This is a genomic window from Stenotrophomonas sp. YJH_SMC_36 (assembly GCF_059369935.1).
This window is the reverse complement of record NZ_JCAFTD010000004.1, coordinates 148,630-171,782: the sequence shown is the minus strand read 5'-3', so window position 1 is coordinate 171,782 and position 23,153 is coordinate 148,630. Positions and strand designations below refer to the sequence as shown.

Below are 23,153 nucleotides of genomic sequence, written 5' to 3'. Positions count from 1 at the left end.
AGCCGCCGGGCATGGCCCGGCGCTACCGTTACGGCGTTGACATCGAGTACGGCGCCTGCGCGCCCTGCCCGGGCCAGTCCCTGTTCGGCTCGGCCTGCATGGTGAAGCGCAGCTCGCCCCCGGCCATGATCTCGTCGTGGCGCAGGAAGGTGCGCTGCAGCGGTTTGCCGTTCAGGGACACACTGCCCACATAGGTGTGCCTGTCATCCAGCCCCTCGGCCACGATGGTGAAGGTCCTGCCGTTGGGCAGGCGCATGGCGGTCCTTGGCAGGAACGGGCGGCCCAGGATGTACTCCCCCGAGCCGGGCGCCACCGGATAGAAGCCCAGCGCGGTGAACACGTACCACGCCGACATCTGGCCCACGTCATCGTTGCCGGCCAGGCCATCGGGACGGTCGGCGTACTGGGTGTCCATGATCTGCTTCAGGCGCGCCTGCGTGCGCCAGGGCTGACCAGCGTGGGCGTAGAGGTACGCAACGTGATGGCTGGGCTCGTTGCCATGCGCATACCAGCCGATCAGGCCGGTGATGTCTTCCATGTGCTCGAAGACCGCCGGATCGACCGTGGCGTTGAACACCTCGTCCAGCCTCGCCAGCAGCCGGTCGCTGCCGCCATGCGCGGCGGCCAGGCCCGCCACGTCCTGCGGGACGTACCACGAGTACTGCCAGGCATTGCCCTCGGTGTAGTCGGTGCCGTAGCCGCTGGCGCTGGGATCGAACGGGGTGCGGAAACTGCCGTCGCGCTTGCGGGCACGCATGAAGCCGGTGTCCTTGTCGAAGGCATTGCGCCAGTTCGCCGCACGCTTGTCGAATGTCGCCGCGATCTCGCTCCTGCCCATCGCCTGCGCCATGCGCGCGATGGTCCAGTCGTCGAACGCGTATTCCAGGGTCTTGCTGGCCGCTTCGCCCTCTTCATCGATGGGCACATACCCCAGCTCACGGTACTGCGCGATGCCGTCGTAGGGACCGTAATTGGCGGTCTCCACCATCGCGTCGAGCGCCTTTGCGGCGTCGAAGCCGCGGATGCCCTTCACATAGGCGTCGGCGATGACCGGCACCGCGTGGTAACCGATCATGCACCAGTCTTCCAGGCCGTGGAACGACCACACCGGGAGCATGCCGTACGGGCTGTGTTCGTGGTGAGCCAGCATCGAGTTGATGAAGTCGCTGTTGCGTTTTTCCGGCTGCACCAGAGTCAGCAGCGGATGCAGCGCCCGGTAGGTGTCCCACAACGAGAACGTGGAATAGTGGGCATACCCCTTGGCGACATGCACGGCGTTGTCGGGGCCGCGATACTGGCCATCCACATCCATGAACAGCGTCGGCCCCAGCATCGTGTGGTACAGGGCGGTGTAGGCGCTACGCCGCGCATGCTCCGGCGCATCGATGTCCAGCACCGATAGTGCCTGCGTCCATTCCTGCCGGGCCTGCGCACGCACGCGGTCGAAGTCGAAGTCGGCGACCTCGGCATCCAGGTTGGCGATCGCACCGGCCTCGCTCACGGGCGAGATCGCCACCTTCACCACCAGCGGAGCATCCAGCCTGCCGAAATCGAACGTGCCGACCAGCTGGCGGCCTTCGATCTGTGCGCGCTGTGCCGGATCTTTCTCACCCGGCGGCGGGAAGCCCTTGTACACGATGTCCTGCTCGGTGTTGTGCAGCGCATGGCCTGCCAACGGTTGCGAGAAGCGCATGGCGAAATACAGCTGGCGCCCCGGCGCCCAGCCGCGGGTCTCGCGGAAACCGGTGATGGTGCCGTCCGTACGCACTCGCACCCGCGACCACAGCACCTTGCCCGGGTAGTCGTACATGCTTGTCCGCATGTCCAGCAGTACCTTGGCATCGACGCCCTTGGGGAAGGCGTAGCGATGCACACCGACCCGGGCGCTGGTGGTCAGTTCGGCGCGCACCTTGTAATCGTCCAGGGTCACCGCGTAGTAGCCCGGTTCGGCCTTTTCGTCGTCATGGCGGAAGCGCGACGCATAGCCGCTGCGGGGCCGTTCGGGGTCACCGCGTTCCAATCCCGGGTTTCCGGTGAACGGCATCACCAGGATGTCGCCGAGATCAGAATGCCCGGTGCCGGAGAAGTGGGTGTGCGAAAAGCCGACGATGCTGCTGTCGTCATAACGGTATCCGGCGGCCCAGCCGTAGGCCTTCTCACGCGGGCGGATGCGCGTGTCCGGGCTGAGCTGGACCATGCCGAAGGGTATCGTCGCGCCGGGGTAGGTATGCCCTTCACCACCGGTACCGATGAAGGGGTCCACCGAGGCATACGCCTTTTCGGCGGCGGACTTCGAAGGCGCTGCCCAGGCCGCGCCGGAGGCGAGCATGGCGGTGGCGGCGAAGGCGATCAGGAGACGACGGTCCAGCGTGGGCATCGGCATTTGGATCGATTCAGATGGTGTACCGATGCTAGCACCAGTGCCCGTGCATCGCATGCTGCAGTGCGGCCGCAGTCCCCGGTGCAGCGTGCCCTCAGTCGGGCAGCGCGCCCTCCAGCGCGGCGAGATCGGCACGCACGCGCGGACGCACCACGCGTGCCACTTCCCGGCCGTCATGCAGCAGGATCACCGTGGGCCACAGCTTCACCTGGAACGAGCGCCCGAGCGCCCGCCCTTTCCCATCCTCGATCTTCCAGTGCGCCAGATCATGTGCTTCCACGACCTCCTGCAGCGCCGGCTGTGCCGCCTGGCAATGGCCGCACCAGGGCGCACCGAATTCCAGCAGCTGCCAGCCGTCGCGCGCCTCCACTTCGGCGCGTGACGGCTCGCTGGACAGGTGCGGGCGCATGAAGGGCACAGGCGTTACCCCGCCAGGCTGCGCTGGATGTCTGCCAGCGGCGCGTTGGTCAGGTCCTTGGCGATGTCGCCCAGCAACCGTGCCTGCGTCTCCTTGTGCAGCAGCGGACGGATCCGTCCGAGCGTGGTGGGGTCGGCCACCAGCAGCAGGTGGGCATAGCGGTTGTTGAGCGCATCCTCGTTGAGCTGTTCGGCCACCTGCTTGGCGAAGGTCGCTTCGTTGAGCTGGGCGATGGACATGTCCTTGGGAACGGCACCGGCCGGGCCCTGCCCGGAGACGCCCGTCTCGCTGATGTCCTGCAGCCGCAGTTCGCCCTCCTGCTTCAGCGTGAGCTGCTGCGCGCTGCCGACATTGGTGAACACCCGGGCCGAACCACCATCGGCCACCACCACCAGCGTCCCCTCGGGAATCGTTCGTGCCATCGCTGCCTCCTCGTACGGGTTTCGAATGTTTCTGCAGCACCACCCTAGGTCGCCCGCCGTAACCGTGGCGCGCACACAATGTGATCCATTCGTTGGAATGGAAGATCGCGGCTCAACTTGCCCCGGCGCCGGCCGCTACCCACGGCATCACCGCGAGGACCCCCCCATGCATGCTGCCTCCCTGCTCCATGTCTGCTTCGCCGTTGGCCTGGCCGTCGCTGGATGCGCCGGCTGCATCCACCAGTTCCTGCAGGGCCAGCCGGTGCTCGCGCTCGGCATTGCCCTGGCTTCGCTGATGACCACGGGCACCGCGCTGGCGACGCGTCATCTGGCGGTACCGGTCGCGATGGCGCTCGCCTGCACCCTGATCGGCGCAGCCGCCACGCACTGACCCGGCCAGCCATTGAAGGAACGCAGGCGCTACCCGCGCGGCGGCGACAGGCTGGAGGTGGCATCGGTCTGCAGCAGGCTGTCGCGCTCGCGCAGCGGCAAGCGGATCCACGCATCCACGCCCTGGGGTGAGAACGCAAGCTCGCCGCTACCGCCAAGCTCGTAGGGAATGCGCTGTTCGACCAGCGCCCGACCCAGCCCGCGATGCGAAGGGACGACCCAGTCGTCGTTCACCGCGCGCCGCTCGCACCAGTGCAGGTCCAGCCAGGCTTCACCGTCGATGTCCTGCATCGACCAGGACACCTCGATCCGCGTATCGCTGTGCACCGATGCGCCGTGCGTGAGCGCGTTGCTGGCCAGTTCATGGACCGCCAGCGACAGCACCTCGGCCACCTTGGGCGGCAGCAGCACGTCCTCCTCGCCCTGCAGAAGGAATCCGTCGGGCGCGTGTCCCTGCACCGCGATCTCCTGGTCCAGCATGCCACGCAGGCTCACCCCGGCATTGGCGCTGCGGGTGAGCAGGGTCTGCGTGCGAGAAAGCGACATGAGGCGTGCGCACAGGCGGTCAGCGTACTCGTCCACGCTGTCGACCGACTCGCGTGTGCGCCAGGCGATGGCGTGGATCGTGGCCATGATGTTGCGCACGCGGTGCTGCAGCTCGGCCAGCAATACCGCCTGCCGCTCGGTGGCACGCTTGAGATCATCGATGTCCACCGCGATGGCGAACACGCCCGTCACCTCGCCGTCGACATCTCGCAGCGGCGCCGCCGCGACCCGCGTCCAGCGGACACACCCATCATCGTGGGTGAACTGGAACTCCAGTCCGGGCACCACGGTTTCTCCGCGCAGGGCCCGTGCGATGGCGAAATCCTCGGGTGCGATCGGGCTGCCATCGGCATGCCAGCCCTGCCATCGGTGCTGGTTGACCGGATCGGCCGAGGGCACCTGGCTGCTGGGAAGATAGGCGCGCATCTGGTCGTTCGACAGCTGCATCCGCCCCTGCGCATCGACAATGCACAAGCCGACCGGCAGTACCTTGAACGCCAGCGCCAAGCGCCGGTCGCTCTCCTGCCGCCGCCGCTCCTCGCGCTCACGCGCGGCCTGTGCCACGTGCGCTGCCGTGGTCTCGAACATGGTGACCAGCACACCGCCCACCTGCCCTTCCTCGCCGCGGAGCGGGCTGTAGGTGATGGTGAACCAGACGTCCTCCAGCCGGCCCTGCCGGGCCAGCGGGTACAACTTGTCCTCGAACGTGACGGTCTCACCCTGCCAGACCCGGTCGTAGATCGGCCCGTTGATGTGCCAGACCTCTGGCCAGCAGTCGCGGGTGGGCTGCCCCAGGCCAGCGGGATGCTTGTCGGCAAGGATCTCGGCATAGCCGTCGTTGTAGAGCTGGATGAGCTCCTGGCCCCACAGGATGATCATCGGAAACCCATGAGCCAGCATCATGTCCACGGTGGCGCGCAGATGCGCCGGCCACCGCCCAGTCGGGCCAAGCGGCGTCCCTGACCAGTCATGGCGCGCGATGCGCGCATCCATGCCGTCATGCAGTCCACCCAGACGATGCGCCGGAGGTGCTGTGCCGCGCACGGACGAGGGAGCAGCGGTATCCAATCGCCGGCCCATGCCGCGCAGTCAGACCTTGCCCGCAGCAGCCCGCGGTGCGGCGACCAGTCCGGCCAGCTGCCGGGCCAACGCGTCGATATGGTAGGGCTTGGGGCAGCGCGGCGCGCTGGCGAAGCGGCTCGGCAGGTTGTCGTCGTAACCGGAGGTCAGCAGGAACGGCGTCCCCGCCTCGGACAGGCGGTCGGCCAGCGGGTACACCTGCTCACCTCCCAGGTTGATGTCCAGTAGGGCGACGTCGATCGGGTGATCATCGACCAGACGCGCCAACTCGCGCAGGTCACCGGCCGGGCCCACGACGTGCGCGCCCTTCAGCTGCAGATAGTCGGCCAGGAACATCGCAATGGCGAATTCATCTTCGGCCACCAGCACCCGCAACCCCTGCAGCCCCTCCCGTTCATCGCCCGACTCCAGCACGCTGTACTCCCTGACACGCGCGGCCCATCCGGCCGCAATGCCCGCAGGATGCGCGAGTTGCCCTACAAGAACGCGTGATGACGGATGAAGACAACAGCGAGATCGCATTCACCTCGGCCAAACACGCTGTGTGCCCGGCCCGCGGTCAGAACGCACGCTCCCATTTCAGGCTCAGCAGGCTGCGGTCATGGCTGTACAGCCAGTCCACATTGCTGTCGATGCGGGTGTAGCGCAGGCTCAGGCTGGGCACCAGGCCTGCCACCGCCAGCCGTTCGCTGCGTACCAGCGCAATGAGGTTCTGCTCGTCGTCGTGCCGGCGCGCTTCCAGCAGCGGACTCCAGGCATCGTAGCTGCGCTCGCGCAGCGAAAGGAACAGCGTGGCAGTCGTGCCGCTCCACTGCCGCGCCGCGCCGACGCGCAGGCCGCGCTGGCGATAGGCATTGGCTGCGTCGGCCGCTCCGCTGTCGGCCAAATCGATGCCGGCGAAGACGGTCCAGCGCGCAGTGAGCGCACGGAACCAGGTGGCGTACAGTGCTCCCATCGCGCCATCGTAGTTGTCGGCCAGCCCCGGTTGCCGATAGCGCTGGCGCTTCCAGTCCGCCTCCAGCTTCAGCAGGCTGCGCGGGTCCAGTGCGTATTGCCATTCCGCATGCGCGCCTGCGGCGCCCTGCAGGGTACGGTTGCCCAGTGCCTGATAGTCGTAGCCGGGGGCCAGCAGCAGGGTGTGCCGCGCACTGCGCCAGCTGTAGCCCACCTGCACAGTGGCGTTGAGTTCGTTGTAGGCGCGGTTGTCTTTCCATGCCTGACCGAAGGCCAACCCGCGCACGTACAGGCCGTGGTGGCCGGCCAGTGCCCAGCGGCGTTCCAGGCTGCCGTCGTAGTCCACCCCCGGTGCGCGCTGGGCATCGGGCAACCTGCGCTCGATGATGCAGTCCTCGCCCACGCCGAACAGGCAGGTGCGGCTGGCCGAACTGCGGTTGATGTTGTCGCTCCATGCAGGTCCGGCGGACAGTGCGCCCTTCCAGCGCCGCCGCGCCTGCAGCGCCTGCAGATACCCCTGCACCCGGCCGCGCACGCCGGCGGTGGCAGGGTCGCGGTCATCGATGTCGGCGGCGATCGCGGTGAACAGCGACGTCGCCTCCCGGTCACGCTGGTCCTCGGCGTAGACCCGCGCCAGTTCAAGCCGCGCAGGCAGGAAATCCGGCTGCCGGGCCAGCAGGGCCTCGTACTCAAGGGCCGCGCGATGATGCTCGCCCGCAACCCGCGCCAGCGCGCCCTGCGCGTAGTGGCGCAGCAGCGGGTCATGGCCGGGAAGTTCAATGTACTCGTGCAGGAAGGCCTGCGCGGCGGGCCATTGCTGGTGCTGCAACGACAGGTACAGCGCCTGGCCCAGGTCGTCGACCGTGCGCTCCACGCGCAGGGTCCGGCCATCGAGGGTGACGGTCGGCCGATCCGGTTCGGCCTGTTGCAGCCGCTGCTGGTCCTGGCGTTGATGGCGCACGTCGTTGCCCTGCTCCAGCACGCGGCGCAGGTCATCCTGCTGGGCGTGCGCCGTGGCGGTCAGCGCCAGCAGAAGGAGGCAGTAAAGAGGGAGGCGCATGGTCGATCCGGTGTGAAGCGATGCAGCGGGCCGAAGCAGGGACTGGCGGATCGCGGCTTGTCCCTGCCCTGCCCCGTCAGGGGCGTGGCGATCAGTTCTTGCTGCCGCCGAAGGCGGTGTCGTACTGGCTGTTGCCGGCGAAGGTGGCGATACCGGCCAGGGTGGCGGCATTGGCACCGAAGAACTGGCCCTGGGTGGTGCCACTGACCGAACCGTTGGCGGTGGCCGCGCCCGCGAACGAGGCGGTGGCGCTGTTGATGGTGGCGTTGATGTTGACCGACAGGCCACCGCCGCTGAGGCCGCCCAGCAGAGTGCCGGTGCCGAAGTTGGCGCGGAAGGTGCCGCTGAGCAGGTTGCTGCCGTTGAACTTGTTCAGGCCAGCCACGCTGTAGGTGGCCACGCCGGCCGGCAGGGTGGTGCCGGCACGGTCGCCGACGAAGTAGACCTGGCGGTTGTTGAAGCCACCTGCGGCGCCGTCCTTGGACCATTCACCGAACCAGACATCGCCACTGCCGACCTTGACGAAGTTGAAGTGGCCCATGCCCGAGTGGCTGCCCGGCGCACCGGTGATCGGCATGGCCAGCGTGCGCACGGTGGTGCCATTGACGGTGGTCGGCACCGAATAGCTGGCCAGGCCCTGGAAATCGACGCGACGGGCGTTGGACACGGTGCCGACGCCGATACCGGCCTTGCCGGCCGAGTGCGGGCCACCGTTGACCTGGGAATCACCGACGGCGACATACAGCTCGGCATCGGTCACCGGGCTGGCCGCACCGACGATGTCGGCTGCCTGCGCCGCGCCGGCCAGGGCGAAGGAGGCGGCGACCGCCAGGACGGAACGGGAGATCATTTTCATGGTGTTGCTCCTTGGGTTGAGGGAACTACGGGTACAACGCTTGAATGCAGGTGCTCAGAAGCGTGCGGTGATGCCCAGCTTGAGGGTGCGGCCCGGCGCCGGCAGCGTGGACCGCGTGGCCGGGTCGACGTAGTAGCGGTTGCCGAGATTGCTGCCGACCAGCTCCACGCTGGCGTGCTCGTTGAAGCGCCACCGCGCATACGCATCCACCGTGGTGATGTTTCCCCAGGTGAAGGGCACGTTCTGCCAGAGCAGGCTGCTGCCACCGGCCAGCAACCGGTCGCGGTAGGCCTGCAGGTCCGGGTTTTCGTGGCGCCGGTAGTGGATGATGCGGCTGCCCAGCTCCAGTCGTTCGTCGAACAGGCGGGTGCCCAGTGACGCGTTGACCGACAGCTTCGGAATCGCCTGGGTCAGCAGGTAGCCGCTGACGAACCCGTCCTGCACGCAGTTCGGGACCAGGCCACGGTTGGCATCCAGCAGCACGGCACTGCTCTCGTCGCAGACCTCGTTCTCCAGCGTGCGGGCGATGCCCAGATCGGTGAAGAAGCGGCGGTTGTCGAAGCGCGCCTGCAGTTCGATGCCGCGGATGGTCTGCTTGTCGATGTTGTCGAACAGGAAGTAGGCATCGCGCTCGATCACGTTGCGGGTCTTGTGCACGTAATAGGCCAGCTTGACGTCGGCATCGGCGGTGTTTCCGAACAGCGCCGACAGGTCGTGCACGTAACCCAGCTCGTAGTTGTAGGCATGCTCCGGCTTGAGGTCATACAGCGGGTTGAGGCTGCTGGAGAAGGCGATGGTGCTTTCGAACATGCTCGGGAAACGCACTGCTTCGCTGTAGCGCAGGTAGATGCGCGCGGCAGGCGACAGATGCGCCGTCGCCGAGAAAGTGGGCAGCCACGCGTGATCGCGCTGGCGCCGGTTGCTGCCATCCACCGGCCGCGCCTGCACGGTGTTGCCGATGCTGCAGACCAGGTCGCTGCCGGCGAACAACGGCAGCACGCCCGGGATCGCAGCCACCTCGCCGTTGAGGCACGGGTTGGTGGCGCGGGCATAGTTGCCGTTGGCGTCGGGCAGCCACGCGATGTTGTGCTCCACTGCCTGCGGTGTTTCGTAATAGGCCAGCAGTCCCCGGATCGAATCATCGATCACCGAGCCCATGCCGATGCTCTCCCAGAACTCGCGTTCTGCTTCCAGCGCATCGATCTCCGCCTGCAGGCTGGCCGGTCTCTCGGGCAGCTCGTTGACCCGATAGGTAGCCTGCTTGCTGCCCACCCCCTTGGTCAGAAGCTCCGGGTGCGCGTCGAGGAAGTCGTCGAAGGCCCAGTAGCGGCTGTAGCGGACGCCGGCGCTGAGGGTGATGACATCGAGCGGACGCCATTCCAGGTTGAGGTAGCCCTCGCCCTCCTGGCGGCGGCCGGCACGCGGAAACATGCGCCAGCCATCAGTGGTGCCGAAGTAGGGATCGCGCGAACCCAGGCTCTCGTACTGCCAGTTGCCCCCTACGGTCAGGTCGAGGCTGGAGTGCAACGCGAAGCGGTTGCTGACCGTCAGGCCGGTGCGATCGTTGCGCGCGTTGGCCAGAGCGGTGTTGCGCAGGATCGGGCTGGCTTCAGGGTCCCATTGCGGATTGCCCGGCGCGAAGTTGGGGAAGCCGCCCGCGGTATAGGTATCGCTGTCGGTCTCGGTGCGCCACAGATTGGCATACAGATCCAGCCAGCGGCTGCCGGCCGGCTGCCAGCGATACTCCAGGCTCCAGGCATCCGAGTCGACGCGGCTCAACGGCCACTGGATGCGGCCGTAGTCCGGCGCCGACAGGATGCGCGAAGGCATGATCTCGCCGTAGTGCGAGAGCGTGTGCCGCCAGCTCGCCTTCAGCTGCTGGTCGTCATTGATCTGCCACGTCGCCTTGAGCAGCCACGACTCCTGTTCACTCGACGTATTGGGCACTTCATCACCCGGCTTGAAGTAGCGGGCCAGCGTGGTGATGTAGTCGATGCCCTGGTACTCGTACTGCTCGCGTGGGTCCTGGTCGTAGTAGTCGCTGCCCTGGCTGCCGGAGAAATAGTTGCCACGCCGGCGCCAGGCATAGGCCGCCATCACGTCCACCGTCTCGCCGCGCAGGCCCAGCGCCAGTCGCCACGCCTGGTCCTCGCCATCGAACGGATTGTTGCCGCTGCGCGACTGCACCGGCACCACCAGGGTACGGTCGTCATAGGGCGAGTTCGGCGACCCCTGCGGGAAACCCGGCACCGTCCGGTAGTCCTCGCCGCTGTGGAGGCGTGGCAGGCGTGGCGCCACCGCGTTGCTGCTGCCTTCGATCTTCAGCTCCCCGCCGAAGCGTTCGCCGGCCGCCACGACGTCATCGATGTCGATGGTCCTGATGACCAGCGCGCCGCCGATGCCGCTGTGCACGTCACGCACCAGGCCGGGCCCCTTGATGACCTGGATGCCACCGATCAGGTTGGGATCGATGTAGTTGCGGTTGCTGACGCCGTTGTAGCCCCGCCAGACCGTGAGGGCCTGTTCACCGCCATCGATGCTCACCGGCACCCGCCCCGGCCCCTGGATGCCGCGGATGTTGATGTCCAGCGCGCCGCTGTTGCGCGCATCGCCGCTGAAAACGCCGACCAGATCCTTGACCACGTCGGCCGGGTTGGCGCCGCGGAAGCGCTCCACCCGGTCCCGCCCCGAATACACCGTGGTCAGGTCCAGCGCGAACACGTCGTCATAGCCACGGCGATCGCGCGCTTCGCCGCCTTCCGGCTGCAGGCGACCGGCAACGTCCAGCGTATCGGTCACCCGCACCCCTTCCCCCTCGGCCGATGCCTGCGCTGCGTCCGCCGCGGCGCGCAGGCTCCAGGTGCCATTTAGGCCTCGCTGGGCACGCACCCCACTGCCCTGCAGCAGCCGCTGCAGCGCCTGCATCTGGCTGTACTGGCCCTGCACTGCGCTGGAACGACGCCCTTCGACCAGGTCGCTGCGGAACACCACCTGCGCATCGGCCTGGCGCCCGAACGCGCGTACCGCGTCTGCCAGCGACTGCTCCGGGATGGCGTACTGGCGCAGCGCCGCCGCTGTGCTGGGTTGCGCCTGCGCGGCCGGCACCCGGGCCAGCGGCAGCAGTGCGGTGCAGATGGCCAGGGCCAGTGTGGTGGCGCGACGGTGACAGGCAGACGCCGTGGACGGCATGGACGGAACTCCTCAAGCGTGGGGAAACCACGGGCACAGCCGCTGCCGGTGGTGTGTCTGGCTTGAGGAAAAACGGTGTTTCGCTCTGGCTGTACCTCTATAGACAGCGCACGCTGCAGGCTGCCCACGCTTTTTTCAGGCTTTTTTCATCGCGATCTAAACCTGCCGGCATCACCAGACCACCAGCGCGCCACCCGGCAGCCGCTGCACGCGCAGGCCCGCCTGGGCCGCCACTGCGGAGATGGCCGGGTCCGGCTGGCGCAGATGGAACAGGCCACTGACGCGGATCTGCTCCGCTTCTGTCCCCAGCACCCAGACCGGTGCGGCCCGATAGCGCGCCAACCGTTCGATGGCCTGTGCCGCGCTCAGATCGTCGATGGCAACCTCACCGCGCCGCCAGGGTGCCACCGCGTCGCTGGCGAGGCTGCTCACCGGCTGCAGCCAGCGTCCGTCACGGAACGCGCGTGCCTGCCCTGCATGCAGCCGTTGCAGGCTGCCATCACCGGGATGTACGTCCACTACCCCTTCGCTGACCTGGGCGGTCACCACCGCGTCCTGCAACGAAACGCTGAACGCGGTACCGATGTCGCGCACCAGGCCACCGCCGGCCTCGACCCGGAACGGCCGCGCTTCATGCGCGACCCGGAACCACGCCTGGCCGCGCAGCAGCCGCAGTTGCCGCTGATCCCCATCGAATGCGACGGCCAGCGCGGTGCGGGCATCCAGCACGACCGTGCTGCCATCCTCCAGTTGCACCACACGGGGTGCATCGCCGCTACGCAGATCGCTGCGCGCCCACAATGCGACCCCGGGGAGGGCTGGGACCGCCAGCACCACCGCGGCCACGCTGGCCCACCACCAGGACAGGCGCCTGCGCGGGGCGATCGGGCGCAGGCCCTGGCGATCGGAGGTCAGTGCCGGCAGTGCGGCCAGCACCTCCGGCCCAGCCGCGTCCAGGCCGTCCCAGAATGCCTGCTGGCGGCGCCAGGCCAAGGCATGGCGCGGATCGGCCTGCAGCCATCGCTGCAGGGCCCGCTGCTGCCGGTCCGGCAACGGGCCTGCACTGCACCGGATCACCCAGCGCAACGCCTGCCTGGCCTGTCGCGGCGAGGGTTCGGACGTGGTCATGGTCGTAGCCTGTCGCACCACGAACCGGTGCGCGTGACTGTTGTGACAAGGGCGGGCGGCCTCTGCCCACGGTAATTGCAGGTCATCGGCGTGCGCCCTGCTGGTGCTGCTGGATCAGCATTGCGGCGCGAAGCACATGCTTGCCGACCAGGCTCTTGGAAATGCCCAGGCGGGCGGCGATCTCACGCTCGCTCAGGCCCAGGTAGCGGTTGAGCACGAAACACTCCCGCACCTGCGGCGGCAGCGCAAGGATGGTCCGGGTGATCTCGCGCAGCTGCGCCTGGTCCAGCGCCTGTTGCTCACCACCAACGGCATCGCCGACCTCGCACGCGTACTCGGCCATCGCCCGGCGTTCACGTGCGTCGGCCTGGCTGCGGTTGAGGGCGTGGTGGTACGCCATGCGGTACAGGTAACCGCGCGGTTCAAGGATCGGCGGATCGCCGGGCACGCTGCTGGCCTTCAGGTACAGGTTCTGCAGGGTGTCCTCGGTGCTGGCCGGGTCCAGGTAGCGCGCGATGAAGCGTGACAACGCACGGCGCTCGCGGATCAACAGCTCGACCAGCGCCAGGGCATTGGGAGACATAGGTGCCAGGCCGGACCGGGGAATGATGGGCGTGATGGCGACGGTCCGGGACGTGATTGTAGGGCGCGGCACCCCATCACGCCCAGCCCGCACCACGGCACCCGCCACTCCCGGGATCGTCAGTCCCATTGTCACGATAGCCCTGCCACCCGATCATCACCGGTGATGGTCGCGCGGCACCGCGCCTGATCCGGCCCCACATCCCCCGCACAGGAGAAGCCCATGGCCTACGCACGCATTGTCTCGACGGCTGACAACTATCTGCACCACATCAGCAACGGCACCTTCGATGTCAACGCCGACGAGCCGGCCTCGCTGGGTGGCCAGGGCAAGGGATTCGCCCCGTTCGACCTGTACCTGGCCTCACTGGCCGCCTGCACCGCCATCACCCTGCGCATGTACGCCCAGCGCAAGGGCTGGGAGCTGGGTGAGTTCCATGCCGAACTGCGCTCGGAGCGCGATCCTGATGGTCGTTTCCATGTGCACCGCATACTGCATGCCAGCGCCGCGCTGGACGATGCCCAGTGGCAGCGCCTGCTGGAGGTGGTCGAGAAGACCCCGGTCACCCTGGTGATGCGCGAAGGGGCGCGCATCACCAGCGAACGCGGCCAGAACGCCGCTCCCGGAAAGTGCTAGCGGCGGGGATGCAGCACGGTGCGCCGGCGCATCGCGTTGAACTCCCGCTCCACCTGCTGGATGTCCTCGGCCTGGAAACCCGCGGCATCCAGCATCTGGTTGGCCGCGGCGGCCGCCAGCGGATCGTCGTCACGCTGGCGCCAGCAGCGGGACGGCAGGAAATAGCCCACCTCGCTGCGCCCGCGCATGATCACCACCGGGCGGCCGGCGTACAGCAGGAACTCGGCCAGGTGCTGGCGCAGGCCCTCCACCGAGACATAGGCCGGACCGATGCCCAGCATCTGGCTGGACGTCCCGGGATTTTCGAACAGCTTGCGACGGCTCATCACACTCCTCCTTGTTGCCACGCGTGGTCTCCTTTCCCTAGACGGGCGCATCGCTGCACCCCCGCCACGTTTCGTGCCGGCCCGTCATCGCTGGCGGCTCAGAAGCCGGTGTTGAACTCCAGCTGGAACACATCGATCGCCAGCGGCGGGCCCGACACCGCCTTGGCAGCCATCCACTTGCCGCTGATCCAGCTGCGCGTGTCCAACGCATAGGCACCACCCACGTAATAGCCGCGCGCGTTGGTGCCACCCAGATGGAAGTTCGGATCGTTGTAGGCATCCGGCAGCGCATCGGCCTCGATCCGCTTGTAGCCCAGCAGTGCCTGCCACTGCCCCTTCTCCTTCAGATCGATGGCGCCGAACGTTGCCTGCAGCATCCACGCGGTGTCGCCGCTGCGGAACGTATCGATGCCGGGAGCGTCACCCGCACCGAAATTGTTGACGATGCCGTTGTTCGCGCGGCGGAACATCGCCCGCGTGTCGTACGCCAGGTTGCGGATGAAGTCACCTTCCAGGCGCAGTCCGATGTCCTGCGCCAGCCGGGTATCCCAACGCAGGTTCAGCGTGGCCAGGCGGAAGGCGGACGCCAGGCCGACATACTGCGGCGTCGGCGTGCCGGCCGGATCCATCGGATTGAGCGCGATGTCGCGGATCAGCATCAGGGTGTTGCCCTTCTGCATGAACGCCGGGCGCGACCAGTCGGTGTCGCAGCCGACGGCGCCGGAGTACAGGGCACAGGGCGAGGACAGCCGACCGCTGATGTTCTTGAAGTCGTAGTAGCCCAGTGCGGCCCGCAGTGCGTTGTCGTCGTTGAAGCGCCAGTTCACGCCAGCCTGCGCGCCGGACAGCCATTTGTTCTCGTTCGGCGACTTCTCTCCGCTGCGGCTCTGCAGGCTGTCCGAGGTGTACTCCAGCGGCGCCACGGCAAGGGTGCCGAACAGGTCCAGATCGCCGTCGCCGAACCCGTACTTCAGGTTGGCGGTAAGTCCATCGAAATTCAGATCGTTGGAGAACAGGGTGTCGCTGCTCCAGAACGGATTGCCGAAACGGCCACCACGCACGGTCAGCCAGTCGGCCGGACTGTAGGCCAGCCACGCCTGGTCGAGCCACACGTCCTTCTTGCTCAGGCCGCCCCCCAGCTGCTCGGTGGTGGACACCGGGCCATTGCTGCTGCCGCTGGCCAGTCGGATGCCAGCGGTGGTGTGATCGCCGATCATGGCCTCGACCCCCAGGCGGGCGCGGATGCGCCACAGGTTACGGCGGTCCTGTCGGGTGTTGAGCAAGGGCGGCAGCTGCAGGTTGGTATTGGTGTTGGTGTCGAATCCACTGCCCGCATTGACCGCGGCCCAGTTGCTGACGATGCCGCTGTTGTCATCGCCATAGAAGCGCGACTCGCTGCGCACACGCACGTCCCCGGTCACCTTGATGCGCTGTGTCCATTCGGCGACCTCATTCGGCGCCGCCCAGCCCTCCGCCTTCGCCTGCGCCATTACGTCCTGGCGCACTTCGTCGCGGATGCCATCACGGACACTCTGCGGCACATAGGGCACACGCACATCGCCCGCCTCAAGCGCGATGCCTCCACTGCTGGCCGATGCAGCACCGGCAGCACCGCGCTGGGCTGCTGCTGCCTCGGCTTCGGCCTGCACCAGCAGCGCCTGGCCGTCCTCGGGCTTGAGCGCGCCACTGGCCATCAGGCCTTTGATCAGCTTGATCATGGTGGTCTCAGCAGCCATTGCACCGGCCGGCGCCGCCAGGCTGAGCAGCACAGCGCAGCACAGCAGCGCCCGTCGGGCCGGCCGCGACGGGCGGGAGTCGGTTCGAGCGCGGACGTGGTTGTTCATCACGGTTCTCATCGGAAGAAGGGAAATCGGGGAAATCACGGTTCACGCCCCCGGCCTGCGGCCCTGCACAAGCACGCGCGCGGGGAAGTCCAGTGAAGGTGGCGGCGGCTGGTCCACCCGGCCGATCTGGCGCAGCGCGTCGAGCACGGCGGCGTCGGCCTCTTCATTGCCGCTGCCGCGCACCAGCTCGACTTTCTCCAGGCGCCCATCCGGCGCCAGCCACACGTTCACCTGCAACTGGAAGGCCAGGCGCTTGACCCGCGCATCGCGCGCAATCGCCTGCTGCATCAGGTAACCCAGATAGCGGCCATAGGTGGCATTGCCGGCACCACCGCGACCGGTACCGGACGCGCCGCCGCCACTGCCCGCCTGGATGCCGAAGTTGTCACCGCCCGCCTGCGCGTCGGCGTTCATGGTCACCGGGTCGGTATTGTCCGGCGTCGGCGTCGGCTCCTCGGCCGGGGTCGGCTGATCCAGCGGCTCCGGCTCGGGCAGGGTCTCCTCCGGCGGGGTCTCCGGTTCGGGGGGCTTCTCAGGCGGTGGCGGTGGGGGTGGCGGCGGGGGTGGCAACGCCAGCATCGGCGGCTGCACCACGGGGCGGCGGGTGCTGGCCGTGTCCTTGAACAGCAGCCACCACAGCACGGCGCCCAGTACCAGCAGCGCCGCCAGCACCAGCGCGACGGTCACCAGCAGCGGGCGGCCACGCATGCCGGGCTCCGGCCGTGGGGAATGAGGGCCGGTCATGCCTCAGCCCTGTGCCTTGCCGGTGACCAGGCCAACCTGGGCCAGTTCCAGCCGCCGCAGCAGATCCAGCACCTCGACCACGCGCGCGTACTGCACCTGGGCGTCGCCACGCACGATTACCGGGAAGTCCGGCGAGGTCGCGCGCTCTGTCCGCAGGCGGTCCTCCAGCTCGGCCATCGTCACCGGGTAGGCGTCAAGGAACACCTGGCCACTGGGATCGATGGTGATCGCCTTGGTCTTGGGCTTCTCCAGCGCCACACTGTTGCTGGCCTTCGGCAGGTTGACCTCGATGCCGGGAATGGAGGCGTTGCTGGTGAGGATGAAGATCACCAGCACCACCAGCAGCACATCGACGAAGGGCGTCACGTTGATGCCCTTCTCGCGCTTCTTGATGCCGAACTTCGCCTTCTGGGCCATGACGCGCTCCTCAGCCCTGCACCGGGGCCGGGCCGCGCCCGTCCTGCTCTTCAGCCAGGCGGGCGGCGAATTCGTCGATGAACACGGCCATGTCGGCACCGATGGCCTCGGCGCGTGCGCCCAGCCAGTTGTAGCCGAACAGTGCCGGGATCGCGACGCCGAGGCCGGCGGCCGTACACAGCAAGGCCGCCGCCATGCCCGGCGCGACCGAATTGATGTCCACCGCACCGGCCATCGCCGCGACCACGAACACCAGCATGATGCCGATCACCGTACCGAACAGGCCCACATAGGGCGCGCCTTCGATCGTGGTGGACAGCCAGTTCATGCGACGCGACATCGCCTCCTGCTCGCGCACCATCACCGCATCCATCGATGCGCGGATCGCCGCGATGGTCGCCGCGCTCAGATAGCCGCCGTTGCCGTCGCGCTGGTGGCGCTGCTGCATCTCATCGATGGCCACCTGGTAGATGCGCCACAGTGAACCGTCGCGCATGGCCGCCGGTGCCTGGCCCTGCCGGTCCATGTCCGAGAGCGTGCGCAGCGGCACGCCGGCCAGCTTGCCGAAAGCATCAGTGAACACCGCATTGGCCTTGCCGGTGCGGCCGAAGTGACGGCTCTTGGCGATCATGATCGCCCACGACATCAGCATCATCAGGCCGAGGATGGCCACCACCACCCAGGCGTCGAACGGCATCGCCTTCAGGATGAAGCCAAAGTGACTCTGGCCCGTGGACTGCTCATCGGCGCCATAGCTGATCAGGCGTGAGTCAGCGCCCTGCGCGGTGGCATCGGCCAGCAGCAGTGCCGCCGGGCGCGCAACGCGAGAAATCCGCAGTTCATCCAGCGCACCATCGAAGTCGGCCAGCGGCTGCTCGGCACCCGGCGCATCAGCGCCCACCACCGCTGCGGTGGACATGGCCGGAAGTTCGCCGCTGAGCTGCGCCACCACGTGGCCATTGAGATACAGCTGCAGCGACCCCTTCTCCGCCGTCAGCGCCAGATGCGCCCACTGTCCCTCCGGAATCGGCTGCGCAGGCGTGCTGCGCTGGCCATTGAGCTGCACGAACGGCACCCGGTTGTCGATGCCCAGCAGCAGTTCCGCGCTGCCATCGCGACGGGCATAGATGGCCTGCGCCGCATTCTGTGCACCCGGCTTGATCCACGCGGACACGGTCAATGGCGCGCCGGCCTCCTGCGCCAGCGAAGCACTGGCTGGCAGCGGCAGCGCAGTGCCGGCGAACTGCACGCCGCGACCGATCACCGAACCTTCGGCGGCCGGCACCACTGCGCCCGCGTTGTTGCCGTAGGCCGTGGTGTCACGTGCCGGGGCATTGGCGTCGGCGAAGTGGTAGACCAGCGTGTAGTCCGGATCGAATACCTGCTGTCCATTGCCACTGGCCGGCGCCTTGTCGTTGCCGTAGTACATCCAGATCGTCTGAGGTGCGGCGGCGCTGACGGCCGGCACATCCACCCACACCAGGGCCAGCCCCAGCGCCGGGTCGAACTGTTCGATCTGGTGCGCCAGCACGGTGCGCCCGTCCGCCGACACGAAACGCAGATCGCTGCCGGCATCCTGGGTGCCGTCGAAACCGAAGTTGCCCGTATGCAAGCGCAGCAGCAGCGGGGTTCGACCGGGGTCGCCTGCCAGACCGGCACCCTGCGGGCCTGCGTCGATCGTGATCGGCTTGCGGTATTTCCATTCGGCCTGCCACCAGCTGGCATCGGCCGCAGCGGCGGGCAGCGCGATCAGCGCGGCCAGCAGCAGCAACATCCGGGAAAGCAAACGGTCCATGCGAGGGGTCTCCGGAGAACGCATGTTCAAGGGAAGGGTCAGTAACTGGTGCTGATGTTGAAATGCAGCCGCGGGTCGTCCTTGCGGGTCACCGGCCCATCGGCATAGGGCCACGCATAGTCCAGGCGCAACTGCAGGTGATCTCCCAGGCGCAGCTGCGCGCCGAGCCCGACCGAGGCCAGGTTGTACTGGTCGCGCTGTTCGGGCAGCGGCCGCCGCAGGCGCAGGTAGGCCGCGTCGGCAAAGCTGTACACGCGAAGCTGGCTACCGCTCCACAGCGGCCATGCCGGGGTGCGCCATTCCAGGTTCGCCACACCGCCGTAGTCGCCGATCGCCTCGGCCGACAGGTAGCCGCGCACGGTGTACATGCCACCGGCGGCGAACTGCTCGGCCGAGACCAGTGGCGCATCGGTCACCTGCAGGGCCCCGCGTGCATACCATTGCCAATCGCTGCCGAAGGTATGCGTATTCGACACATCGGCCTTGAGTGCCACGAAGCTGGGATCGGCCCACGCCCGCTTCTGGCTGAAGTCGTACCCATTGCTGCCATAGCCGAACAGGCGGCGGGTTCCGGCCACCAACTGCGTGCTGATGCTCAGCTGGTCCTGTTCGCCCTGGCGCACACCCACGAATGCCAGCGTGAGCGGTGCGTACTTCAGGGGAGTCTTCAGGTTGTCGCTGCCCATCCAGGTGTCCTCCTCGGTGTCCTTGAAGTCGACGCCGAGGCTGAGCTGCCGCCACCATGCAGTGCTGCCGGGCAGGCGGTAATTGAGCTTGAGGCCGATCGAATGACCATTGCCGATCACGTTGGTGCCGGTTCCCGCGCCCCCCTGGCCGCCGGCATTGAGCACACGGCTGTCGGAGGTATAGCCCGATGCCTCCAGGCTCCAGGGGCTGCCTTCAAACGGCAGCGTGTACGACGCCGAGAACACCTTGGCCTGATCGGTATCTTGCGGAGCGAGGAACACGCCGAGACTGGCGCTGTGCCCGCGTCCCCACAGGTTGTCATGCGCCAGCGAGGCACTCAGGCGCAGTTTCTCGGTGTCGGCACTGCGGTCATTGTTGAGTGCGGCGCTCGCTCGCCAGGGCGACTTTTCTTCCACCTGCAGGTCCACGTCCATCGTGCCGGGCGTCTTTCCCTCACGGACCAGCGGCATCACCTGGCGGCGACCGCCTTCGTTGAGCGCGGTCAGTTCCTTCTGCGCCCGGTCGAAATCCGGCACCTGGCCCTCGGCCAGCGCCGGTACCCGTGCGCGGATCCGCGCCGCCGCAGCAGGCGCCGCACCGACCACGCGCAGTTCGCCGATCGGCGTCTGCTGCACCTTCAGCAGCACCACGCCGGCACTGACCTGCTGCTCGGGCAGTTCCACGTACACCGACTGGTATCCCGCCTGCTGGTACAGCGCGCTGACTGCATCGCGCGCCTGCTCGACGTCGGCCAACGTCCTGCCCGGGCCGAGATAGGGCTCAACGGCGCGCTCGATCAGACGCGGATCAAGTACGGTGTTGCCGCGCACGATGTACTCGTTGATGTTCACCCTGGCCGCCGGCGTGGCATCCTGCGCAAGCAGCGGCAATGGCAGGGACGCCACGGCCAGCGCGAGTACCCGCGGACGCAGGCGCAGCGGGAGTCGGACAGCTCGGCACGGAACAGGCGTCATTGAAGGCATCGCGTCGTATCGAAGGAAGTGGCCAGGGAGCGGCGCGTGGGTCTACCCACAGGACGTGCAGGGCGCGTCAAAGCCGCCAACAGTTTTGTGACAGCACTGTCATCTGTTGACGGCGGCGGAATGCGCGCAGGCGGACACTGCGCCCGCCACCCGTCCATGAAGCAGCCGACATGGGGTGGCGGGAGATAGGAGATGAGCATGATCCTGATTGCATGGCGCTGGCCTGCCGTGGCGTTGCTCGCGTCCATCGCGATGCCGATTGCGCACGCCGATGACCGCGCAACGCGCGCGGACACACCGCCCTGCATCGACGTGCAGGTCAACGGAGAGCGCATTCCGGCCTGGGAATGTCTGCAGCGCAGGCTCGCACCGGCACCGCCGCGTGCACGATCACCGCGCCTGTCCGAGTCGGAGCGGCTGATGCGGCAGCCCGGCAACCAGCTCATGCAGTACAACCTGGAAGGCACCCGGCAACGGATGGGCGACGCCTTTGGCCGCTCGGTGACACCGCAGCGCCCCTCTCGCTGATCGCGCCTCAGTGCCGCCCCGCAGCGGCAGGCACGATGCCGTCGGCAGGAACGGGCGGCAGCGCGGGCACCGGCAGGCTGCGCGACCGCCCCGCCTGCTGCAGTTCGATGGTCTCTGCGCCGATGCCGGCCAGTACCGTGGACGGTCCCAGGCGCTGCCCCGGCACATAGGCATCGACCGCGCCACCATCGACCGACAGCAGTGCCAGCGGTGCGTGCGCGCTGGCCATCACACCCAGTACCACTACCTCGGTGTGGATCGCACCCGGTGACAGCAGCCGCACCAGCGGAGCGCTGGCCGCAGCGTCGAACGGTGGCCGGGCCGGTGTCGACGGCCTTACCGCGCTGGCCGCCGCTGGTGGTCCTGCAGCGAACAGGGCAATGCCCCAGTAGGCCATCACGGCCAGCAGCAGCGTCGCCGCCAGCAGTGTGAGCAGGTGATTGCGATCCCAGCGCCTGCCGTCCATGTTCCGCACCTTCGTCGACATTGACGGCCACCACGCTAGCAGTCGCCGCTGACGCTTTTGTTTCATCATCCGCCGCTACCCTGTCCGCGATCGGCAGGCACAGGAGGCGATGTCGATGCGGCGCATCCCGCGCGGCTTCACCCTGCTGGAACTGATGGTGGTGCTGGTCATCATCGGCATCTGTACAACGGCCATCGGCCTGGGCCTGGGCACACTGCTCGATCCTGCGCGCCAGCTCCGTCAGGAAGGCGAGCGATTGGCGCAACGCCTGCAGGTGGCACGCGATGAGGCCCGCATCGATGGCCGCAGCCTCCGCTGGCAGGCGGATGCCGAGGGCTACCGCTTCAGCCGACGCGAGGGCGACCGCTGGACCGACGTGCAGCGCGACGACCTGCTGCGCCCCCAGCGGTGGCAGAGCCCGGGCATCGCCGTACAGCCGGCGGCAGCCATCGAACTGAGTCCGGAATGGATCGGCGTGCCGTGGGAGCTGGCGCTGTCGCTGCAGGGGCGACAGCTGCGCCTTCGCGACGACGGCAGTGGACAGCTGCAGGTCGTGCAGTGATGGGGCCGCGGCGGGGGTTCACCTTGATCGAGGTACTGATCGCACTGGCCATCGTGGCAGTCGCGCTGGCGGCGGTGATGCGCTCGGTGGCAGTGGCAACCGATGACCAGTCGCGGCTGCGCGACCGACGTCTGGCACTGCTGTGCGCACAGGACCGCTGGCAGGAACTGCGGCTGGCCGCGCAACCGCCCGCGGATGTGCAGCAGCGCTGCGTGCAGGGTCGCAGCCGCTTCCTGGTGCGGCAGCATCTGGGCAGCGGCAGCGACGGGCAGCCGCTGCTGGAGCTCATCGTGGTGGCGGAGGATGCACCAACGCAGTCGCTGGCACGCATGCTGCTGCCATGGACCGCTGCACCGTGAAACGGCGCGTGCAGGGCTTCACCCTGATCGAAGTGATGATCGCGATCACCCTCATGGGCGTGCTGGCCGTGATCTGCTGGCGTGCGCTGGACAGCGTGTCCACCAGTGACCAGCGACTGCGCCAGGCTGATGCAGGCACCAATGCCGCATTGCGGGTGCTGCAGCAGTTCCAGCGCGACATCGAGATGCGCGCGGACGATGCCCTGATGAATGGTGCGGTACGCCCCGCTGACCAGCCACAGCGCCTGCTGCCGCCGGCGCTGGTCAGCGAACGGCAGGCCGACGGCAGTTTCGCGCTGGAGATCACCCGCAGCGTCGGCAGCGACGGGCTGCGCTGGCAGCGGGTGCGCTGGTGGCGCCAGGGCAATACCCTGTGGCGGGCCAGCGGGCCGCCATCGGATCGCTATCCGTTGCCGCCACCAGAGCAGTCACGCGGGCTGGCCGTGGCGCACGATGTCCAGTTCTTCGATGTGCGCGCCTGGCAGCCGGGCGCCGGCTGGACGACGCTGCCCAGCCAGGGCCTGCTGCTGCCGGCCACCGGGCTGGAACTGAGGCTGCGGCTGCGTGATGGCCGCGGTCCGTTGAGCTACCGTCGCGTCCTTGAACTCTAGCCGCAGACGCAGCTGCACGCCGTCGACCCACGTCATCCGGGGCGCAGCGTCCGCCATCCCGGCCACCGGGCGCTGTCCCGCGCCCGGTGGCGCCTGTGGGTGCTCCTCACCGCCGATGGCTGCTCCCTGCCCTCCGTGCCGTCCTGGCGGGGGGCCGCCACCGCTCCGTGGCAGCGGGCCCGATTGCGG

The 23,153-nt window shown here is 67.9% G+C and carries 23 protein-coding genes; 6 read left to right on the top strand and 17 right to left on the bottom strand.

Features of this window, described 5'->3' with window-relative positions:
- Positions 1–28: 28 nt before the first annotated feature.
- From AC5P76_RS09365 to AC5P76_RS09355, 3 genes are all read right to left on the bottom strand, one after another.
- The gene (locus tag AC5P76_RS09365) at positions 29–2,383 is read right to left on the bottom strand and encodes a GH92 family glycosyl hydrolase (protein WP_495222731.1); all 2,355 of its coding nucleotides are present in this window, start codon (positions 2,381–2,383) and stop codon (positions 29–31) included.
- A gap of 91 nt (positions 2,384–2,474) precedes the next feature.
- A complete protein-coding gene (locus AC5P76_RS09360; protein WP_197600041.1) occupies positions 2,475–2,798 on the bottom strand; it encodes a thioredoxin family protein in 324 nt (107 codons plus the stop codon).
- A 5-nt stretch (positions 2,799–2,803) separates the two neighbouring features.
- Positions 2,804–3,220, bottom strand: a complete 417-nt coding sequence (locus AC5P76_RS09355; RefSeq protein ID WP_053516277.1) for a baeRF12 domain-containing protein — start codon at positions 3,218–3,220, stop codon at positions 2,804–2,806.
- A gap of 166 nt (positions 3,221–3,386) precedes the next feature.
- Between AC5P76_RS09355 and AC5P76_RS09350 the strand changes: the two genes are divergently transcribed.
- A complete protein-coding gene (locus tag AC5P76_RS09350; protein WP_053516280.1) occupies positions 3,387–3,611 on the top strand; it encodes a hypothetical protein in 225 nt (74 codons plus the stop codon).
- Between the two features lie 29 nt (positions 3,612–3,640).
- On the opposite strand, the gene AC5P76_RS09345 is transcribed toward AC5P76_RS09350, so the two are convergent.
- From AC5P76_RS09345 to AC5P76_RS09315, 7 genes are all read right to left on the bottom strand, one after another.
- Positions 3,641–5,236, bottom strand: coding sequence for a sensor histidine kinase (locus tag AC5P76_RS09345; protein WP_253118526.1), 1,596 nt, complete (start codon positions 5,234–5,236; stop codon positions 3,641–3,643).
- Between the two features lie 9 nt (positions 5,237–5,245).
- Positions 5,246–5,650, bottom strand: coding sequence for a response regulator (locus AC5P76_RS09340; RefSeq protein ID WP_065176179.1), 405 nt, complete (start codon positions 5,648–5,650; stop codon positions 5,246–5,248).
- Between the two features lie 145 nt (positions 5,651–5,795).
- The gene (locus AC5P76_RS09335; protein ID WP_180875251.1) at positions 5,796–7,250 is read right to left on the bottom strand and encodes a surface lipoprotein assembly modifier; all 1,455 of its coding nucleotides are present in this window, start codon (positions 7,248–7,250) and stop codon (positions 5,796–5,798) included.
- 91 nt (positions 7,251–7,341) lie between these two features.
- On the bottom strand, positions 7,342–8,106 hold the full coding sequence (locus tag AC5P76_RS09330) for a Slam-dependent surface lipoprotein (protein ID WP_053516287.1): 765 nt from the start codon (positions 8,104–8,106) through the stop codon (positions 7,342–7,344).
- A 54-nt stretch (positions 8,107–8,160) separates the two neighbouring features.
- The gene (locus AC5P76_RS09325) at positions 8,161–11,295 is read right to left on the bottom strand and encodes a TonB-dependent receptor (RefSeq protein ID WP_253118527.1); all 3,135 of its coding nucleotides are present in this window, start codon (positions 11,293–11,295) and stop codon (positions 8,161–8,163) included.
- A gap of 171 nt (positions 11,296–11,466) precedes the next feature.
- Positions 11,467–12,423 carry a FecR family protein gene (locus AC5P76_RS09320; RefSeq protein ID WP_253118528.1) on the bottom strand — a complete coding sequence of 319 codons (957 nt, stop codon included), beginning with the start codon at positions 12,421–12,423 and terminating at the stop codon, positions 11,467–11,469.
- An 82-nt stretch (positions 12,424–12,505) separates the two neighbouring features.
- Entirely contained in the window at positions 12,506–13,006 is a 501-nt protein-coding gene (locus AC5P76_RS09315) for an RNA polymerase sigma factor (protein WP_053516292.1), read from the bottom strand.
- Between the two features lie 222 nt (positions 13,007–13,228).
- Here AC5P76_RS09315 and AC5P76_RS09310 point away from each other — a divergent pair, with 222 nt between their 5' ends.
- On the top strand, positions 13,229–13,642 hold the full coding sequence (locus AC5P76_RS09310; protein ID WP_065182342.1) for an OsmC family protein: 414 nt from the start codon (positions 13,229–13,231) through the stop codon (positions 13,640–13,642).
- Here AC5P76_RS09310 and AC5P76_RS09305 read toward each other — a convergent pair.
- From AC5P76_RS09305 to AC5P76_RS09280, 6 genes are all read right to left on the bottom strand, one after another.
- On the bottom strand, positions 13,639–13,968 hold the full coding sequence (locus tag AC5P76_RS09305; RefSeq protein ID WP_065182343.1) for a hypothetical protein: 330 nt from the start codon (positions 13,966–13,968) through the stop codon (positions 13,639–13,641). The genes AC5P76_RS09310 and AC5P76_RS09305 overlap by 4 nt on opposite strands.
- Positions 13,969–14,066: 98 nt before the next feature.
- Entirely contained in the window at positions 14,067–15,812 is a 1,746-nt protein-coding gene (locus tag AC5P76_RS09300) for a putative porin (protein ID WP_253118529.1), read from the bottom strand.
- A 42-nt stretch (positions 15,813–15,854) separates the two neighbouring features.
- Positions 15,855–16,520: a cell envelope integrity protein TolA gene (gene tolA, locus AC5P76_RS09295; protein WP_253118530.1), complete on the bottom strand. Its 666-nt coding sequence runs from the start codon at positions 16,518–16,520 to the stop codon at positions 15,855–15,857.
- Positions 16,521–16,559: 39 nt separating this feature from the next.
- Positions 16,560–16,973 (bottom strand): ExbD/TolR family protein, encoded by a 414-nt coding sequence (locus AC5P76_RS09290; RefSeq protein ID WP_053516303.1) that lies wholly within the window; start codon positions 16,971–16,973, stop codon positions 16,560–16,562.
- 10 nt (positions 16,974–16,983) lie between these two features.
- On the bottom strand, positions 16,984–18,768 hold the full coding sequence (locus tag AC5P76_RS09285; RefSeq protein WP_253118531.1) for a DUF2341 domain-containing protein: 1,785 nt from the start codon (positions 18,766–18,768) through the stop codon (positions 16,984–16,986).
- A gap of 38 nt (positions 18,769–18,806) precedes the next feature.
- Entirely contained in the window at positions 18,807–20,429 is a 1,623-nt protein-coding gene (locus AC5P76_RS09280) for a ShlB/FhaC/HecB family hemolysin secretion/activation protein (RefSeq protein WP_253118532.1), read from the bottom strand.
- Between the two features lie 261 nt (positions 20,430–20,690).
- On the opposite strand from AC5P76_RS09280, the gene AC5P76_RS09275 reads away from it, so the two are divergent.
- On the top strand, positions 20,691–20,966 hold the full coding sequence (locus AC5P76_RS09275) for a hypothetical protein (protein ID WP_229765786.1): 276 nt from the start codon (positions 20,691–20,693) through the stop codon (positions 20,964–20,966).
- Positions 20,967–20,973: 7 nt separating this feature from the next.
- Here the strand turns inward: AC5P76_RS09275 and AC5P76_RS09270 are convergent, their stop codons facing one another.
- Entirely contained in the window at positions 20,974–21,432 is a 459-nt protein-coding gene (locus AC5P76_RS09270; protein WP_053516310.1) for a general secretion pathway protein, read from the bottom strand.
- Positions 21,433–21,547: 115 nt separating this feature from the next.
- Here AC5P76_RS09270 and gspH point away from each other — a divergent pair, with 115 nt between their 5' ends.
- From gspH to AC5P76_RS09255, 3 genes are read left to right on the top strand one after another with little or no spacing between them, the layout of a single operon-like run.
- Positions 21,548–21,994: a type II secretion system minor pseudopilin GspH gene (gspH, locus tag AC5P76_RS09265; protein ID WP_053516372.1), complete on the top strand. Its 447-nt coding sequence runs from the start codon at positions 21,548–21,550 to the stop codon at positions 21,992–21,994.
- Positions 21,994–22,353, top strand: a complete 360-nt coding sequence (gene gspI, locus AC5P76_RS09260) for a type II secretion system minor pseudopilin GspI (RefSeq protein ID WP_193395860.1) — start codon at positions 21,994–21,996, stop codon at positions 22,351–22,353. Before gspH ends, gspI begins: the two co-directional genes overlap by 1 nt.
- A complete protein-coding gene (locus AC5P76_RS09255; protein WP_317233192.1) occupies positions 22,350–22,964 on the top strand; it encodes a prepilin-type N-terminal cleavage/methylation domain-containing protein in 615 nt (204 codons plus the stop codon). Before gspI ends, AC5P76_RS09255 begins: the two co-directional genes overlap by 4 nt.
- The last annotated feature ends 189 nt before the right edge of the window (positions 22,965–23,153 follow it).

Coding starts and splice junctions, on each gene's coding strand:
- AC5P76_RS09365 (WP_495222731.1), bottom strand. CDS start 2,383: ATGCCGATGCCCACGCTGGACCGTCGTCTCCTGATCGCCTTCGCCGCC.
- AC5P76_RS09355 (WP_053516277.1), bottom strand. CDS start 3,220: ATGGCACGAACGATTCCCGAGGGGACGCTGGTGGTGGTGGCCGATGGT.
- AC5P76_RS09350 (WP_053516280.1), top strand. CDS start 3,387: ATGCATGCTGCCTCCCTGCTCCATGTCTGCTTCGCCGTTGGCCTGGCC.
- AC5P76_RS09345 (WP_253118526.1), bottom strand. CDS start 5,236: ATGGGCCGGCGATTGGATACCGCTGCTCCCTCGTCCGTGCGCGGCACA.
- AC5P76_RS09335 (WP_180875251.1), bottom strand. CDS start 7,250: ATGCGCCTCCCTCTTTACTGCCTCCTTCTGCTGGCGCTGACCGCCACG.
- AC5P76_RS09330 (WP_053516287.1), bottom strand. CDS start 8,106: ATGAAAATGATCTCCCGTTCCGTCCTGGCGGTCGCCGCCTCCTTCGCC.
- AC5P76_RS09325 (WP_253118527.1), bottom strand. CDS start 11,295: ATGCCGTCCACGGCGTCTGCCTGTCACCGTCGCGCCACCACACTGGCC.
- AC5P76_RS09320 (WP_253118528.1), bottom strand. CDS start 12,423: ATGACCACGTCCGAACCCTCGCCGCGACAGGCCAGGCAGGCGTTGCGC.
- AC5P76_RS09315 (WP_053516292.1), bottom strand. CDS start 13,006: ATGTCTCCCAATGCCCTGGCGCTGGTCGAGCTGTTGATCCGCGAGCGC.
- AC5P76_RS09310 (WP_065182342.1), top strand. CDS start 13,229: ATGGCCTACGCACGCATTGTCTCGACGGCTGACAACTATCTGCACCAC.
- AC5P76_RS09305 (WP_065182343.1), bottom strand. CDS start 13,968: ATGAGCCGTCGCAAGCTGTTCGAAAATCCCGGGACGTCCAGCCAGATG.
- AC5P76_RS09300 (WP_253118529.1), bottom strand. CDS start 15,812: ATGAACAACCACGTCCGCGCTCGAACCGACTCCCGCCCGTCGCGGCCG.
- tolA (WP_253118530.1), bottom strand. CDS start 16,520: ATGCGTGGCCGCCCGCTGCTGGTGACCGTCGCGCTGGTGCTGGCGGCG.
- AC5P76_RS09290 (WP_053516303.1), bottom strand. CDS start 16,973: ATGGCCCAGAAGGCGAAGTTCGGCATCAAGAAGCGCGAGAAGGGCATC.
- AC5P76_RS09285 (WP_253118531.1), bottom strand. CDS start 18,768: ATGGACCGTTTGCTTTCCCGGATGTTGCTGCTGCTGGCCGCGCTGATC.
- AC5P76_RS09280 (WP_253118532.1), bottom strand. CDS start 20,429: ATGACGCCTGTTCCGTGCCGAGCTGTCCGACTCCCGCTGCGCCTGCGT.
- AC5P76_RS09275 (WP_229765786.1), top strand. CDS start 20,691: ATGCCGATTGCGCACGCCGATGACCGCGCAACGCGCGCGGACACACCG.
- AC5P76_RS09270 (WP_053516310.1), bottom strand. CDS start 21,432: ATGGACGGCAGGCGCTGGGATCGCAATCACCTGCTCACACTGCTGGCG.
- gspH (WP_053516372.1), top strand. CDS start 21,548: ATGCGGCGCATCCCGCGCGGCTTCACCCTGCTGGAACTGATGGTGGTG.
- gspI (WP_193395860.1), top strand. CDS start 21,994: ATGGGGCCGCGGCGGGGGTTCACCTTGATCGAGGTACTGATCGCACTG.